We start from the raw sequence: 15654 nt of genomic DNA, 5'->3' as shown, positions 1-15654 counted from the left end.
CTGATCAAGCTTGGTAAATAGAGTTCAAAAAAAATCCCCACTAATTACTTAGCAGGGATTTGTGTATAAGAGACAGGCCTTCGTGCTGGCTTTTTTATGCGCATTGTCGCGCCCGAATTGTCTGTATTCCTATCACAATAGTTTTTGCGTTCACCTAAAAACTCACTTGTCTGCGCGTAGGATCTGCGCTGGCGGGATGAGTAATTCCAAAAAGGCATCAGAATACACTTGCAATTTTTCCTCATACTGGCACATTCAAAGACACGCGAGTGAAGCCAGAGAAGATGCGAATATTGCTATCGTCAGCCAAGCAGCCCGATCAGGTAATAACGTAACCGGATTCACGTCAGTGCTGTCGGCCATCCGCCAACTATCCCCCACAACACAGGGGAACAATCGCATAGCCTTATTCGCATCTTCTCTGGTCAAACAATAAAAAACCACCGCTATCTCATACAGAGATCCGACAGAAAAAACGCCTATTTTCAACAAGTGATAAGAGAGAACCCGTTTTATGTGTGGTATTTTCGGTATCCTGGATATCAAGACCGATGTGTCTGAACTCAGAACCCAAGCGTTAGATTTAACTAAACTGCTGCGTCACCGCGGCCCAGACTGGTCGGGTATCTGGAATAATGACAATACCATCCTGTGCCACGAACGGCTGGCGATTGTCGACGTGGACACAGGTGCCCAACCCCTTATCAGCCAGGACGGTCAATCTATTCTGGCCGTCAATGGTGAGATCTACAATCATAAGCAACTGGCCGCGAATCTGGAGCAGCCTTACACGTTTAAAACCCGTTCCGATTGCGAAGTGATCCTGCCACTGTTTCAGCAGCGTGGCATAGACTTTATCGACGAACTGGAAGGCATGTTTGCCTTCGTACTTTATGATGAGAAAGAAGACGCTTACCTGATTGCCCGCGATCATATCGGTATTATTCCGCTCTACACCGGTTACGACGAACACGGTAACTTTTATGTTGCCTCAGAAATGAAGGCACTGGCGCCTATCTGTAAAACCATCAGCGAATTCCCGCCAGGGCATTACCTGTGGAGCAAACACGGGAAAGTCACAAAGTATTACCAGCGTGACTGGATGAGTTACGACAACGTTAAAGACAATGAAAGTAATCTTGATGAGCTGCGTGAAGCCTTTGAGAAAGCGGTAAAGTCACACCTGATGTCAGACGTGCCTTATGCAGTATTACTCTCTGGTGGTCTGGACTCATCACTGGTGTCTGCTGTCGCAGCACAGTACGTTGCCAAACGTGTTGAAGATGAAGACAAATCCGACGCCTGGTGGCCTCGTTTGCACAGCTTTGCAGTCGGTCTTGAGGGTGCGCCGGATCTGAAAGCGGCAAAACAGGTCGCAGATATGATTGGCACAGTACATCACGAGATCCATTTCACCATACAGGAAGGCCTGGACGCTATCCGCGATGTGATATTTCATCTGGAAACCTACGACACGACGACCATTCGTGCAGCTACGCCAATGTACCTGATGACGCGTAAGATCAAAGCTATGGGTATCAAAATGGTGTTATCCGGTGAAGGGTCTGATGAAATCTTTGGTGGCTATCTGTATTTCCACAAAGCGCCAAACGCCAAAGAGCTTCATGAAGAGACTGTGCGTAAACTGGACCGCCTGCATATGTTCGACTGTGCGCGCGCGAACAAAGCGACTTCCGCGTGGGGCGTAGAAGCTCGCGTACCGTTTCTGGATAAAAAGTTCATCGATGTCGCCATGCGCCTGAACCCGCAGGACAAGATGTGTGTTGATGGCCGCATGGAAAAATGGATCCTGCGTAAAGCCTTTGACAATGGCACCACGCTGCCTGAAGAGGTCCTGTGGCGTCAGAAAGAGCAATTTGGCGATGGCGTAGGCTATTCGTGGATTGACTCTATCCGTGACTTCGTTGAGACCGAAGTCAGCGATCAGCAACTGGCTACGGCAGAATTCCGTTTCCCGGTAAACACGCCTGACACCAAAGAAGGCTACTACTACCGTACGATTTTCGAAGGGTATTTCCCGCAGGAGAGCGCCGCGCGCTGCGTGCCCGGCGGTAAATCCATCGCGTGTAGTACGGCAGAGGCCCTGGAATGGGATGAAAGCTTTAAATCTAATGCTGACCCTTCAGGACGCTCTATGAAAGGTGTTCACTCGGGAAAAAGCTAACCAGTAACGTGATAAGCAACAAAAAAAAACGCGGCACTTTGTTTCAACTTGCCGCGTTTTTTTATGTCTGAAGGGCGCTGCCACTGGCCGGCATCCTCTGAAAAATCAGGCTTTTGCCCGTCGAAAACGATTCAGCGCGTTGCCGGTTACGGCCCACAACATCAGTCCGCTCCAGGCAATAACTGAGAAGCCGGCGGGCACACACGCTACCGCGATAATGCGAAGCTGTTTACGATTAAAAAAGAATGCAAGAATTGCCGGTAAAAACCACACCACAAATAACAGTGTGATCCCTGCGACCCATTGAATGCCGCTTAACTGCTCAAAGTAAGTCAAAATTTCCATTGTATTTCCCTTGCTGGTATCGATATTTAAACCCAGGCAGAAAGCAGTCTTGCATTTCCCCCTGCGCCGACAAATGACAGCCCTATTGTGGTGTCACTTACTGTAGTCCAGCGAGAGACCAGAATATTACAGCACGATTGAAATTTATTCGTAAAACGGTAGAGGCTGCTAATCTTGCAACTCTTCCAGATTGAGCCACAATTCAGGATCATTCAGCGGCGTTTTTTCAGGCAGCAACGGGTTATCCATCTTAAACACTTTACGATGTGGAATATTCAAACGATTCAGCATCTCTTCATGTGTCGACATAAATAATGCGTCAAAAGAACCATCTTCAATCGCTCTGCGCAATCCCGTTTCAATCAGCCGCGCCAGGGTGGTATCCCCCCGGTTAACGAAAAAATACATCGCCGTGGGGTAATAAATTGCCAGATCGGGTTCTAAAATAATATCCGGGTTCCGCTCAGTTTCTTCAAGCTCATTGATGACTTCAATCACCGAACGAGGGAAAAAGTCCCCGCGATTTTGATTGAGCATAGAGAACGCTTCCGGATAATCAGGCACGGTGAGTACATTAAAGCCGTTGGCCTGCAGAATCTTGGTGTCCGGCCATTCCTCTCCCTGAATCGGCGCCAGCGAAATCAGTTCACTCTGGGACGACACTGCAGCAAAGCTTGATTGTTTTTGCTGGTTGATGAGAAAAACACGTAACCCGATTAATCCCTTAGCAATTGGGATCCGGATCGGCAGCAAATCCTTTTCACGTTGCGAGTCTGTCATACTCCAGACTACATTGACTTCCCGGCTCTCTCTGAGCTGACGCAGTGCTTTCCCCTGCAACAGAATCCGCTCAGAGGGTAACAATGTGTATTTAACGCCGGTTTTTTCCAGCGCCAGCGTCAACAGCGCCCGGGGATATTCATCCCGCATATCAGCCTCACTAAGAGGCCTTGGGTAGGTTATTGTCCACATCGCCGCTGTTGCCTGTGCACTTAATAACAACAAAACCGCTGCAGATAGCCACTTCATTATACCGCAATCTCCGCTGTCGTTATCCTGGCGGCATCAAGTACGCAAACCACAATCGACATTTCATCGTCAGTACCATGCAGCGTAAATGCGCTTATCCGCTCCCGAGCTACCGTGCCATGTTGATCCAGCCACTGCCAGTTTACCTGCGCGAAATAGGTGCCCTCGGCCAACGTCATCAGTTGCAGAATGTTAAAGCTCAAGCGGTAACATTCATTTTCTACAGCGACTTCAATAAATTTGCTGAGCTTTTCACGAATCGACTGGGCCGTCATACATACCTGCTTTTCCCCTTCGGTGACAAAAACCGCTGGCTGAGAAAACAGTGCCTGAAGCTGCTGCTCACGCCCAAACTCTACCGCTTCCGCCATCGAGGAAAGAAACGCATTGACTTCATTTGTCATGGTATGTCCTTAATTATTATTCTATACCGATAAATTTATGCGTTTGTAACGATAAACGCCAATTGCGCTGGATACAAGTTTCGACTGCCAGCGCCGTAGCCCGCGTTTGCTGACTGATTGGCTGCAGGCATACGTCAACCTTATGCCCCTTGGGCAACCGGTCAAGCAGCGCATCCAGCTCTTCAATATGCTTTTCCATCGCTACCGGGTGCTTAATCTCGTTCGCTCTTTCCAACGCCGAGGTCAGTACTTCATAGCCGCCTTTCATATTTACTTTAGGCGACACGGTTACCCACGTGTCAGGATGACATTTCACCTCGTACGTGCCACTGGTTTCGATTTGCGTAGTGAACCCCTGTTGATGAAGCAGCATCGTTACCGCGTTCAGGTCATACATGCACGGCTCGCCGCCCGTAATAACAACGTGACGGGCAACATAGCCCTCTTCTTCAAACAGTGTCAGCAGACCTTCTGCATCGGTTTCAAAATGCGTTTCGCTTTCTGCGGTTTTTGCAAGTACGTCTGTGGCGTCAATAAGATGGGCCGTATCCAGTGTCCAGGTATGTTTGGTGTCACACCACGGACATCCCACCGGGCACCCCTGAAGACGAACAAACACCGAAGGAATGCCGGTGTGCGCGCCTTCACCCTGAATGGTTTCAAACATTTCGTTAATTTTTAGCATAGTGTAATGACTCACACATGATTCCTGTTGCAATTGCATGTTGGGATTTTACCAAGGATCACATAAAATTCCGGAATAATTTCGTAACTTTACCTCACCATGTCTGAAAACGTTGTTGTTATTTATTCCGGAGGAATGGATTCTTTTACTGTTCTTCACCGTGCACTTCGCGATGGCAAGACGCCTCACGCTCTGACATTTGACTACGGTCAACGCCATAAAAAAGAGATCGACTATGCGGCGGCGGTATGTAAAACGCTGGGCGTGTCTCACAAAGTGGTAGATATTTCCGCCATTAACGAGCTGGTTGGCGGCTCCTCTCTGACCTCGGATATCGATGTTCCCGAAGGGCATTACGAAGAGCCCAGCATGAAGCAAACGGTCGTTCCCAACCGCAATATGATTTTACTTTCCATGGCGGTGGGCTATGCGGTCAGCATGGAAGCAGAAAAAGTATATTACGGTGCCCATGGCGGCGATCATGCAATTTATCCGGACTGCCGCCCTGAGTTCGTGGAAAAAATGAATAATGTGTGCGCTATCGCGAATTACACACCGGTAGAAATTGTTACTCCCTACCTTAAAGAGAGCAAAACCGCGATTTTGACCGATGGCCTGAAAATGGGATTAGATTACAGCCAGACCTGGACGTGTTACAACGGCAGAGATAAGGCCTGTGGCAAATGTGGAGCCTGTCAGGAGCGACTGGAAGCGTTTCGGGACAATGGTGTAACGGATCCACTGCCGTACGAATAACCTGCAGCCATAACGCCTACCGGCGCGCACGGCCAGCCTTAAAGTGATAATCACTTACTTCAATAAGTGGTTTAGAGATAAGAAACAAAAAAGCGCGAGACCTTTAGAGAAACGCGCTTTTCTTTTGGTTAATTCCGTACTATTTCTGGCTTTCTGAAATAAAATAGGACAGCTCTTTAATGCAGTGGCGTAATACCGGGTTTAACCGGGTATTTTTCCCGTTCATGACAAACAATTCATGACTGAATTTAAACAGTGAACCCTGCGCGATAGGCACTAATCCGAGGCTGGCCCCCTGCTCTCTCGCCATATAATCAGGCAGCAGCGCGACATACTCTCCGGTCATCATTGCCGACATCGCCCCGTCATAAGAGTCAGAGAACGTCTGAATCGCCAGACGACGATCCCCCTCAATATAGTTAGCAGACGATAACCCGGATATACCGATAGCCGGGTAATCTTCAATTTTCACGTCATCAGGCAGCGGCGTATCACGATACTTTGCCAGCGGGTGAGTGGGCGCACAATAAAGACGGCCTTCACACTCCAGGCCGATGGGATGAAACGTAACAGACTCAGGCTTTACCATATCGTAGGTTGAAACCACCAGGTGACACTCGCCTGACAGCGCCACATGTTCCACCTCATTGTAAAGTCGGGTCTGAATATTGACGTGAATATCGTCAAATTTTTTCATCGTGCTTTTTACCGCTTTACTGATCGCCAGATGCATGGAAAGCGGTAACCCCGCCATCATTACCAAAGTAATATGGCCGGAGTAATCATCGTGAAGTGACTTCAGGTTAAACACAAAGTTATCGAACGCATTAAAAATACGTTTCGTTTCCTGAAATACCACCTCACCTTCTTTGGTCATTTGAAAACCACCTCGCCCCCGGTGACACAGCACCAGGTCCAGGCGTTCTTCCAGCTTCTTAATTGCCGCACTGATATTAGGCCGTTGCATCCGCAGCACAGGTTCGGCAGCGGTAAAACCATTACAACTCGCAACAGCATAAAAAACACGCAGAAGCTTAATGTCGGATTCTTGCAGTCGGTTCAACATGGAGGCACCAGTTATAGGTATAGTTATGGATACTCAAGCTAGCATAATAGGCAACTGTGGTTGCGATTACAATGGTATTTTTTAAGATTATTAGTCTTGTACGGAGTGTTTGCTTACTTTCCTGTCCGGACCAGGTATCCGCTTCGATACGGACGACAGGTTGAGAAACTCTCTGGCAAGATGAGCATCGCTGGCATTTGTAATTGTAAATCTGGTGAGTACTCAGCGTTTTTGAAGAGAAAATAACAGACACCCGCTGGTGTTGCGGGTGTCCGGGATTTTTTGTCAGCGGGACAGACTAAGAGAGCTCAACAACCTGCTTGCGGAGCGCTTCAATGTCATCTCGCATGGACGCGGCTTTTTCAAACTCAAGCTCACGCGCATGTTCGAACATTTGCTTTTCCAGCTCGGCAATTCTTGCCATAAGATCTGTCGCACTGGCTGCTTGTTGCGTCTTTTTCTTCTCAGCCACTTTGCGCATACGCACTTTGCCGGAAGCCGGATGCGCACTGTCACCAATGTCCATAATGTCAGTGATGGGTTTCACCAGCCGCTGTGGAGAAAGGTTATTCTCTTTATTGTACGCATCCTGTTTCTCCCGACGACGATCGGTTTCATCGATAGCCTTTTGCATCGACTTGGTAATGGTGTCGCCGTACATGATCGCTTTACCATTGATGTGTCGCGCAGCCCGCCCGATGGTCTGAATCAACGACCGTTCAGCGCGAAGGAAACCTTCCTTATCAGCATCAAGTATCGCTACCAGAGATACCTCCGGCATATCCAGCCCTTCCCTGAGCAAGTTGATACCTACCAATACATCAAATTTGCCCAAACGCAGATCGCGGATAATTTCAATTCGCTCTACGGTATCAATATCCGAATGCAGGTAACGCACTTTCACACCATGTTCGTTCAGATACTCACTCAAATCCTCGGCCATACGTTTGGTTAAGGTGGTGATTAACACCCGTTCGTCTACCTCAACCCGAGCTTTAATTTCAGAAAGGACATCATCAACCTGTGTGGCAACCGGGCGCACCTCTATGATTGGATCTAGCAATCCGGTAGGACGAACCACCTGCTCAACAATATCCCCCTCGCACCTCGCTAACTCGTAGTTGCCTGGTGTGGCCGATACATATACCGTTTGCGGACAGATCTGCTCAAACTCCTCAAACTTCAACGGCCGGTTATCCAGCGCAGAAGGTAACCGGAAACCGTATTCCACTAAGGTTTCCTTTCTGGAACGGTCGCCTTTGTACATGGCTCCTATCTGAGAAACCGTCACATGGGATTCGTCAATAAACATCAGGCCATCAGCCGGGAAATAATCCAGCAGGGTTGGTGGTGGCTCGCCGGGCGCGCGTCCTGACAGGTAGCGTGAGTAGTTCTCGATACCGTTGCAATAGCCCAGCTCCATCATCATCTCAATATCGAACTGCGTTCGCTGTGTGATGCGCTGATCTTCCAGCAGCTTATTGCTTTCCTGTAGCTGCGCTTTTCTGTCTTTCAGTTCGTCTTTAATTTCTTCGATCGCGGCAAGAATTTTCTCTCGCGGGGTAACATAGTGCGTTTTCGGAAATACGGTCGTTCTGACAACAGACTTGTCTACGGCCCCGGTTAGCGGATCGAATAACGATATTTTATCGATTTCATCGTCAAACAGTTCCACCCGGACAGCCTGTTTCTCAGCATCTGCCGGAAAAATATCTATCACGTCGCCACGAACCCGGAATGTACCGCGCTCAAAGGCAAGGTCATTGCGTTTATATTGCAGTTCCGCCAGCCGACGCAAAATATCACGTTGGTCCATCGTGTCGCCCTGGCGCAAATGCAGCAACATCTTCATGTAAGACTCAGGATCCCCAAGGCCATATATTGCCGAGACGCTGGCGACGATCACTACATCTCTGCGCTCCATCAACGCCTTCGTAGCCGACAGTCGCATCTGCTCGATGTGGTCATTAATGGAAGCGTCTTTTTCTATAAAGGTGTCGGTACTGGGTACGTACGCTTCTGGTTGATAATAGTCGTAATAAGACACGAAATACTCAACGGCATTATTCGGAAAGAACTCTTTCATTTCGCCGTACAGTTGCGCAGCCAGAGTTTTATTGTGTGCAAGAATAAGCGTCGGGCGCTGCACCTCCTGAATCACGTTAGCCATAGTAAATGTTTTACCTGAGCCGGTTACCCCCAGTAGCGTCTGACACGCCAGGCCGCTCTCCAATCCATCAACCAGTGAATGGATAGCGGTAGGCTGATCGCCAGCCGGCTTATATTTTGATACCAGCTCAAACCCTTTTGTCATGCTTTTACATCTTCCTCATATTTTTGCTGTGCCAGCGCGCGTCTGAACACAATAAATGATACCGAGGCCATACACACATTGGCTACGACGGTTCCCCAGAATAATCCCTTCAAATCAAACAACAGACTTCCTGCTACACTCACAGGTACGAAAAAAACAAACAGGCGGATGACACTGAGCACTAATGCAGACATTGGACGATGCATGGCATTCAGTGACGAATTAGTAAGAATGATCACGCCCTGCATGCCGTAGCCGAGTGGCACGATCATCAAAAACAGGGTTATCAGCTCTGCCACTTCTTGCTCTTTTGCGAATGCAGCTGCGATCCATGAACTGAGTAAAAACATCAGTAAGAACACCGCCAGTTGCCAGAATAAAATAAACTTCAGCGTGATTTTATACGCGTCGATTACTCGTCTGTAGTTATTCGCTCCTACGTTTTGGCTGATAAAGGGCGGCAATGTCATCGACAGCGCCAGGATCACAATACTGGCAATGGACTCCAGTCTGTTACCGACGCCCCATGCAGCCACCGCTTCAGCACCGTAGCCCGCTACAACGGCGGTCATCACGCCGCCGGCTACCGGTGTTAACATATTCGCGCCGGCAGCTGGCAAGCCAATTCGCAGAATATCGCGACTGCTTTCCTTCATTTCCGGCATGGTCAACAACCGCGGCAGGATCAGTTTTCGCTGCACCGCCAGTAAATACAGGATCCAGCTTGCGCCGACAAACCAGGCAATAAAAGTAGCAAGCGCAGCGCCCTGAATACCCATCGCCGGTATGGGCCCCAATCCAAAGATAAACAGAGGGTCCAGTAATGCGTTCAGTCCGCCACCAGCAGCCATAATGATACTGGGTGTGCGGGTATCACCGCAGGCACGTAATACACTGTTGCCCACCATAGGCAATGCCAGAAAAACACTGGAGGCATACCAGATGCCCATATAATCATGAATATACGGCATCAGATTGTCAGTCGCGTTAAGCAAATGAAAAACCGGCTCGATAAACACAAAGCCAAACACTGCCAGTATTCCCACCAGCAAAAACGACAGCGTCAGCGCCCCGGTGGCATGTTGTTGAGAAGCCTTTATCTCTCCGGAGCCCTGTAACTTTCCAATAATGGCTGAGGTGCCAATGCCCAGTCCGATATTGAGACTAATTACGGTGAAAGTGACCGGGAAAGTAAAACTGATGGCGGCGAGCTGGTCGGTTCCCAGCAAACTAACAAAGAAGGTATCAATCAGCCCAAAACTCATCATCATGACCATACCCAGGATCATGGGAATGGTCATTCTTTTCAGTGTTGGCCCAATATCTCCGGATGTCAGGTTATTTTTGCGCTCTTGAGACTGCGATTTGCTCACTTTCACCTACTTGTCTTGTTTCACCGACACTGGTTTACCGCCCGATGTAATTAGATGAGCTATGTCAGGTGCTGTATATGAACGCCCGTCGCGTGCGACTTGCGGTTAAGCCGCGGGCGGTTTTGACCGTCTTTTTGCCCCTCTTTGTAGAGAAACAGTAAACCTGAGTAGTCTAAATGACCCCTGCGCGCTTCGCCATGTCACCGGGCAAATATATTCGACACTACACTGCATTTAAGGAAGGTGCGAATAAGTCTGTAGTCACTCAGCGAGTCCTGAAGTGCGTAGTTGCAAGGCAGGGTTCGAAGGCAATGGCCTTAGCCCTTGGCAAGAAACCTAACGCAGCAAATGCGTACTTCAGGGCTCGCCCTACGGGTCTTACAGCCAAGCGCCTATTCTTTGTTAGCCTTTTTTGACTTAACCCGTTAGGCCTGCAAAAGGCCGTCTCGACTAGCCACTTGGCTGTAAGCCTGAGAGACCATAGACTTATTCGCACCTTCCTTAGGGTTTTCAGAATTATAATAACGCATAGAGCGCTTTGCGCGCTCACAGCGTGGTAGCCGGATACTGTCAATAATGGCATGTCATAACCCGACAGAACCAGCACTCTGTCTGGCTACATCAAACGCCGAATTCAAAAAAAGCGCTTAACACCAGAGCTCGGCATTTTTTAATGTTTATATTCATCAATGACGCATCACTTTTATATTGAAGATTTCGTAAATATACGTTTGACTATATTCATCAGGGTTATTTAGTAAAAAAACCTATTTATGGATACTATTTAACCAACACAATGACCATTTTCCTGTGTGACAACCCGATGACAGTTTTCTGACAGCCGTGTGGCAATAACAAGACACTGCTACGCACGAAATTAAGTGTTCATGGAATCAACACTTTTTCGCCAAATGTTAAATTAATGTTGCCATAAGGAAAAATTTCGGCTCCCTGCGTAGTTTCCTTGAACGCGCCGGTGAATTAACACACAAGCTATTCTTTGTCCAACAGATCTCTGTGGAGATCACAAAAAGATCTCACGAAAAACAATAAGCCACTGTTTTAAATAACTTTATAACTTCTTCGTGCAATGATCCTTCTCAATTGACCAAGCTATGATCTGCGTTAAGCAGACCCGTCACTTAAGCTATCAACATAGTTATCCACAGTTTTAGTGGATAAGTGGTCCAAAGCCAGTATTGGCGCTATTTGGTCCGATTTCATCAGCAAAAAAGGTAAGTGATGACTAACCTCCTGTATGACGTGTACAGGTTACACATTTATGAATACCTGTTTTTACGTCCAGTAGTCAAAGGGATTTTAATAGCTTTTTGATATAAGAAAGCCTCTAAGTATTATAGAAGAGTTTCCTGTTTCTCGACCCGCTACCTTAGCGCTCACAAAATGCAATATACGCTCTGTTTAGCCTGACAGCTCACATTTTAAGCATTGCTTTCGGGCTTTTGATGTAAATTTGCACTAATAAGCGCCAAAATAACATTTTTTATGCAATCGACGTAAAAATATTAGGAAGGTTGTTGACAGCGACACCGATGCTCATTAATATTCGCCTCCGTTGAAAAGCAGGTCCCCCTTAGCTCAGTTGGTTAGAGCGACGGACTGTTAATCCGCAGGTCCCCCGTTCGAGTCGGGGAGGGGGAGCCACTCTTACTCTTCTTATTCTCTTCTTATGTAATTCCTTACAAATTCAAAGAAATTTCTGAATAACCTTGCTCTGAGCAAGTTGTTTATCGCGCCTTAAAAAGCGATAATACACACCATTTGCAATGGGCTTCGATATCATGCTCTCGCAATGTGAACGTCAAACTACGGTATGCGTTTTCAATGTTGTGCATCGACTCTTATGTCTGCCCTGTATTAATAACGAAAAAAATCAAAACAGCTTAGTATGCAAGCGCGTATCGATGGCAAGTCACATTCGCCACGTGGTAAATACATTATCTGGTGATGGTATCCGTAACCGGATGAATTTTACGTTAAGAGGATTGCTGACAGTTTCATGACTGACTTTCTTTTACTGTTGATTGGCACGGTACTGGTAAACAATTTCGTGCTGGTGAAATTTTTAGGTCTGTGTCCGTTTATGGGTGTGTCAGGCAAGCTTGAGACGGCTATTGGCATGTCGATGGCGACCACTTTTGTTCTGACCCTCGCCTCTGTATCCAGTTATCTGGTAGAAACGTATCTGCTCCAGCCTCTGGGCATCGGGTACCTTCGTACACTGGCATTTATTCTGGTGATTGCAGTGGTCGTACAGTTCACCGAAATGGTTGTCCACAAAACCAGCCCAACCCTGTATCGTTTGCTGGGTATCTTTTTGCCGTTAATTACCACCAATTGCGCAGTATTGGGGGTCGCACTTCTGAACCTGACCGAACAGCACACACTGATGGAAAGCCTGATTTATGGCTTTGGCGCCGCACTTGGTTTCTCGCTGGTACTGGTCTTGTTTGCCGCGATGCGCGAGCGACTCGCGGCAGCAGATGTGCCAGTGTCCTTCAAAGGCGCTTCCATCGCCATGATTACCGCAGGACTCATGTCACTAGCGTTCATGGGATTCAGCGGCTTGGTGAAAGTCTGATGACGATTACCATGAGCCTTATTGCCATTGGCGCGCTGGCGCTGATTTTCGGTCTGATCCTCGGCTATGCAAGTATTCGTTTTAAAGTCGAAAGCGATCCGCTGGTCGAACAAATTGATGAAATACTGCCACAAACCCAGTGCGGTCAGTGTGGATACCCTGGCTGCCGCCCGTACGCCGAAGCGATAGCCAATGGAGATGAAATTAATAAATGTCCTCCTGGTGGTGAAACCACGATTAAAAAACTCGCTGATCTCATGGGTGTAGAGCCCAAACCGCTGGATGAGGCGCACGGCGAGGAAGACGTTAAAAAAGTCGCATTCATTCGGGAAGATGAATGTATAGGCTGTACGAAGTGCATTCAGGCGTGTCCGGTTGACGCTATCCTCGGCGCTGCGAAACAAATGCACACAGTAATCAGCGACGAATGTACCGGCTGTGATTTGTGTGTTGACCCCTGCCCCGTCGACTGCATCGATATGGTGCCTGTCACGCAGACTACCGCGTCATGGAAGTGGGATTTTTCAAACTCTCCTAAAGGAGACATTCCGGTTAAAATGGTATCGTAATACGTGATGTATCCAGCATTTGACGACATAATTGCTAACCTGAATCAGAATAAGCTCAGCAGCTTTCCGGGCGGCGTGCACCCGGAAGACAGAAAAGCGCTTTCTGCAAACAGTGACATTGCCCGTATTCCCCTGCCCGATTTGATCACCGTGCCGATGCGTCAACACGTAGGCACTGACGGTCAGTGCTGTGTAGAAGTTGGTGATCAGGTTTTGAAGGGGCAGCCTCTGACCACAAGCCAGAATCCTTTCTGTGTGCCAGTGCATGCGCCTACCTCCGGAGAGGTTGTGGCAATTGGTCCCCACGTCACCGCGCATCCCAGTGGGTTAACAGAAATGTGTATTTCCATCCGTCCGGATGGTAAAGACACGTGGACAACACTGACACCCGTCGTCAACTATCAGGATATGCAACCGCAAAAGGTCGTTGCTGCTATTTGTGACGCCGGGATTTCAGGTATGGGCGGTGCCGGCTTTCCAACCCACATAAAAACCGCCAGTAGCAAAGAAATCGAATTTCTTATTATCAATGGCGTTGAGTGCGAACCCTACATCACCAGTGACGATCGATTGATGCGTGAGCACGCCTGGCAAATTCGCCAGGGCATTGACGTCCTTGAACACCTGCTGTCTCCGAAAGCTATCGTGATTGCGATAGAAGACAATAAGCCCGAAGCCATCGAAGCGATGAAAATCGCGTGTCAGGACAAAGAGGCCTATCGCGTAGTTACGGTTGAGACTAAATATCCCGCAGGCGGTGAAAAGCAGCTTATTCAGGTTGTCACAGGACGCGAAGTTCCCCGCAACGGACTCCCTGCGGATGTGGGGGTGCTGATGTTTAATGTGGGTACCAGCTATGCTATTGCAGACGCCATATTTAACGGTAAGCCGTTGATAGAGCGGGTTGTCACTGTGACAGGAGAGGCCGTTCAACAACCCGGTAATTTCTGGGCGCTGATTGGCACACCCGTCCGGCACTTGCTGGATCAGGCAAACTATTTACCGAAAAAACAACGTCAGCCGCAAATCATCATGGGTGGCCCTATGATGGGCTTTACGTTGAGCGACAGTAATATTCCGGTAGTGAAAATTACCAACTGTTTGCTGGTCCCTGCAAAGCGCGAATTGCCAGACGAAGACAGCGAGCGCCCCTGCATTCGTTGTTCTGATTGTGCTACTGCCTGTCCTGCCTCGTTGTTGCCTCAACAACTGTACTGGCATGCAAAAGCGAAAGAGCTGGACAAAGCGGAAGAATACGATCTGTTTGACTGCATTGAATGTGGTGCCTGTGCCTATGTCTGCCCCAGTGAAATACCGCTGGTTCATTATTACCGGCAGGCAAAGGCGGAAATCCGCACGCAGCGCGATGAACGCAATAAAGCGGAAAAGGCGCGGGAAAGGTTTGAAGCGCGCAAGGCCCGCCTGGAACAGGAAAAGCTGGAGCGCGAAGAGAAACACCGGAAAGCCAAAGAGGCCCGCCTTGCTGCTGCTAATGCGCCCTCCGACAAAGGAGAAGCAAAAGATAAGGTAGCGGCTGCGCTTGCCAGAGCGAAAGCCAAAAAAGCGGCTCTGTCAGATGCTGAAGGAACCTCCCCTGCCAATGACGATAAAAAAGCACAGGTAGCAGCAGCCGTCGAGCGCGCAAAAGCAAAGAAAGCCGCCCGGGCGGCGCAGTCTTCAGCGCAAGATGAACAGAAATCATCAGTGATTTCTGCCGAGCAAGAGAAAAAAGACAAAGTTGCAGCTGCCATCGCCCGCGCGAAAGCCAAAAAAGCGGCACAAGCTGCTGGTAACAGCGCGGATAAGACAGAGCGTGCACAAGCGACTGGCGAGCAGCTCAATGATGACGCCAATGTCACTGAAAATACGAATCCCGCGGATACGCAGACCAGTGGTGCAGAGACACTTTCTCCTGAAGAAGAGAAAAAACGTCGCGTAGCTGCCGCGGTCGCGAAGGCCAAAGCGAAGAAGGCGGCACAGGCTGCTGATAATACTGCTAATACTGCTAATACTGATAATACTGCTAATACTGCAGAGAGCACGAAGGCGCCCGGCGAACAACCTGATAATGACACCAGTGTCACTGAAGACACAAAACCCGCAGGTACGCAGGCCAGCAATGCAGAATCGCTTTCTCCTGAGGAAGAGAAAAAGCGCCGTATCGCCGCAGCCGTAGCGAAGGCAAAAGCAAAAAAGGCGGCACAGGCTGCTGATAATACTGCTAATACTGCTAATACTGCTAATACTGCTAATACTGCTAATACTGCAGAGAGCACGAAGGCGCCCGGCGAACAACCTGATAATGACACCAGTGTCACTGAAGACA

12 protein-coding genes and 1 tRNA gene are annotated in these 15654 nt (G+C 48.6%); 6 read left to right on the top strand and 7 right to left on the bottom strand.

What is annotated here, in order from left to right:
* Window positions 1-514 precede the first annotated feature (514 nt).
* Window positions 515-2185, top strand: a complete 1671-nt coding sequence (asnB, locus tag JKP77_RS21355; protein WP_218313204.1) for an asparagine synthase B — start codon at window positions 515-517, stop codon at window positions 2183-2185.
* A 105-nt stretch (window positions 2186-2290) separates the two neighbouring features.
* Here asnB and JKP77_RS21350 read toward each other — a convergent pair whose 3' ends face one another.
* The 4 genes from JKP77_RS21350 to queE all read right to left on the bottom strand — a co-directional run bounded on the left by JKP77_RS21350 (window position 2291) and on the right by queE (window position 4648).
* The gene (locus JKP77_RS21350) at window positions 2291-2530 is read right to left on the bottom strand and encodes a superinfection immunity protein (protein WP_218313203.1); all 240 of its coding nucleotides are present in this window, start codon (window positions 2528-2530) and stop codon (window positions 2291-2293) included.
* Between the two features lie 168 nt (window positions 2531-2698).
* A complete protein-coding gene (locus JKP77_RS21345) occupies window positions 2699-3559 on the bottom strand; it encodes a type 2 periplasmic-binding domain-containing protein (RefSeq protein ID WP_218313202.1) in 861 nt (286 codons plus the stop codon).
* Entirely contained in the window at window positions 3559-3963 is a 405-nt protein-coding gene (locus JKP77_RS21340) for a hypothetical protein (RefSeq protein WP_218313201.1), read from the bottom strand. Before JKP77_RS21340 ends, JKP77_RS21345 begins: the two co-directional genes overlap by 1 nt.
* A gap of 16 nt (window positions 3964-3979) precedes the next feature.
* Window positions 3980-4648, bottom strand: a complete 669-nt coding sequence (queE, locus tag JKP77_RS21335) for a 7-carboxy-7-deazaguanine synthase QueE (protein ID WP_218313206.1) — start codon at window positions 4646-4648, stop codon at window positions 3980-3982.
* Window positions 4649-4747: 99 nt separating this feature from the next.
* Between queE and queC the strand changes: the two genes are divergently transcribed.
* Window positions 4748-5404, top strand: coding sequence for a 7-cyano-7-deazaguanine synthase QueC (queC, locus tag JKP77_RS21330; RefSeq protein WP_218313200.1), 657 nt, complete (start codon window positions 4748-4750; stop codon window positions 5402-5404).
* Window positions 5405-5543: 139 nt separating this feature from the next.
* Here queC and JKP77_RS21325 read toward each other — a convergent pair whose 3' ends face one another.
* The 3 genes from JKP77_RS21325 to JKP77_RS21315 all read right to left on the bottom strand — a co-directional run bounded on the left by JKP77_RS21325 (window position 5544) and on the right by JKP77_RS21315 (window position 10157).
* Window positions 5544-6470 (bottom strand): LysR family transcriptional regulator, encoded by a 927-nt coding sequence (locus JKP77_RS21325; RefSeq protein WP_218313199.1) that lies wholly within the window; start codon window positions 6468-6470, stop codon window positions 5544-5546.
* 298 nt (window positions 6471-6768) lie between these two features.
* A complete protein-coding gene (gene uvrB, locus JKP77_RS21320; RefSeq protein WP_218313198.1) occupies window positions 6769-8784 on the bottom strand; it encodes an excinuclease ABC subunit UvrB in 2016 nt (671 codons plus the stop codon).
* A complete protein-coding gene (locus JKP77_RS21315) occupies window positions 8781-10157 on the bottom strand; it encodes an MATE family efflux transporter (protein WP_476726942.1) in 1377 nt (458 codons plus the stop codon). The genes uvrB and JKP77_RS21315 overlap by 4 nt, the downstream gene beginning before the upstream one ends.
* 1588 nt (window positions 10158-11745) lie before the next feature.
* Between JKP77_RS21315 and JKP77_RS21310 the strand changes: the two genes are divergently transcribed.
* From JKP77_RS21310 to rsxC, 4 genes are all read left to right on the top strand, one after another.
* Window positions 11746-11822: transfer RNA gene (locus JKP77_RS21310), tRNA-Asn, on the top strand.
* Window positions 11823-12177: 355 nt separating this feature from the next.
* Window positions 12178-12759, top strand: a complete 582-nt coding sequence (rsxA, locus tag JKP77_RS21305) for an electron transport complex subunit RsxA (RefSeq protein ID WP_218313197.1) — start codon at window positions 12178-12180, stop codon at window positions 12757-12759.
* A complete protein-coding gene (gene rsxB, locus JKP77_RS21300) occupies window positions 12759-13328 on the top strand; it encodes an electron transport complex subunit RsxB (protein ID WP_218313196.1) in 570 nt (189 codons plus the stop codon). Before rsxA ends, rsxB begins: the two co-directional genes overlap by 1 nt.
* Window positions 13329-13334: 6 nt before the next feature.
* Window positions 13335-15654 (top strand): electron transport complex subunit RsxC (rsxC, locus tag JKP77_RS21295; protein ID WP_218313195.1); only part of this gene is annotated, 2320 nt, incomplete at its 3' end.

It is taken from the genome of Alteromonas antoniana, assembly GCF_019249295.1.
In the GTDB taxonomy this organism is placed as follows: domain Bacteria; phylum Pseudomonadota; class Gammaproteobacteria; order Enterobacterales; family Alteromonadaceae; genus Alteromonas; species Alteromonas antoniana.
This window is presented reverse-complemented; position numbering and strand designations above follow the sequence as displayed.

Excerpts from the sequence above, each read along its gene's own strand:
- rsxB (WP_218313196.1), top strand. The coding sequence starts at position 12,759 with ATGACGATTACCATGAGCCTTATTGCCATTGGCGCGCTGGCGCTGATT.
- uvrB (WP_218313198.1), bottom strand. The coding sequence starts at position 8,784 with ATGACAAAAGGGTTTGAGCTGGTATCAAAATATAAGCCGGCTGGCGAT.
- JKP77_RS21325 (WP_218313199.1), bottom strand. The coding sequence starts at position 6,470 with ATGTTGAACCGACTGCAAGAATCCGACATTAAGCTTCTGCGTGTTTTT.
- asnB (WP_218313204.1), top strand. The coding sequence starts at position 515 with ATGTGTGGTATTTTCGGTATCCTGGATATCAAGACCGATGTGTCTGAA.
- queC (WP_218313200.1), top strand. The coding sequence starts at position 4,748 with ATGTCTGAAAACGTTGTTGTTATTTATTCCGGAGGAATGGATTCTTTT.
- JKP77_RS21350 (WP_218313203.1), bottom strand. The coding sequence starts at position 2,530 with ATGGAAATTTTGACTTACTTTGAGCAGTTAAGCGGCATTCAATGGGTC.
- JKP77_RS21340 (WP_218313201.1), bottom strand. The coding sequence starts at position 3,963 with ATGACAAATGAAGTCAATGCGTTTCTTTCCTCGATGGCGGAAGCGGTA.
- JKP77_RS21345 (WP_218313202.1), bottom strand. The coding sequence starts at position 3,559 with ATGAAGTGGCTATCTGCAGCGGTTTTGTTGTTATTAAGTGCACAGGCA.
- queE (WP_218313206.1), bottom strand. The coding sequence starts at position 4,648 with ATGCTAAAAATTAACGAAATGTTTGAAACCATTCAGGGTGAAGGCGCG.
- rsxA (WP_218313197.1), top strand. The coding sequence starts at position 12,178 with ATGACTGACTTTCTTTTACTGTTGATTGGCACGGTACTGGTAAACAAT.